Genomic DNA, 232 nt, shown 5'->3' on the forward strand with positions numbered 1-232 from the left:
TCGGCTCGCGCTTCTCCCACACGTTCTATCTGGAAGTGCTGGGCCTGGTCTACGAGATCCTCAACCAGAGCCGCCGCGAGGGCATGATGGCCATTGAGGCCGACATCGAAGACGCCGCCGCCAGCCCGATTTTCGCCTAGTACCCGGCCGTGCTCAAAGACGAGCGCATGACCGCCTATTTCTGTGATTACCTGCGCATCATGTCCTCCGGCAACATGGCCCCCCATGAGCT

General features: G+C 61.2%; 1 pseudogene. It reads left to right on the forward strand.

The window, feature by feature from the left end:
* Window positions 1-232 (forward strand): annotated as a pseudogene (locus ACFZPT_RS27130) (flagellar motor stator protein MotA); the annotation flags it as partial.

Origin of the sequence: Pseudomonas sp. MD330_10, from assembly GCF_042610415.1 — a bacterium.
Taxonomy (GTDB): Bacteria; Pseudomonadota; Gammaproteobacteria; order Pseudomonadales; family Pseudomonadaceae; genus Aquipseudomonas; species Aquipseudomonas rhodesiae.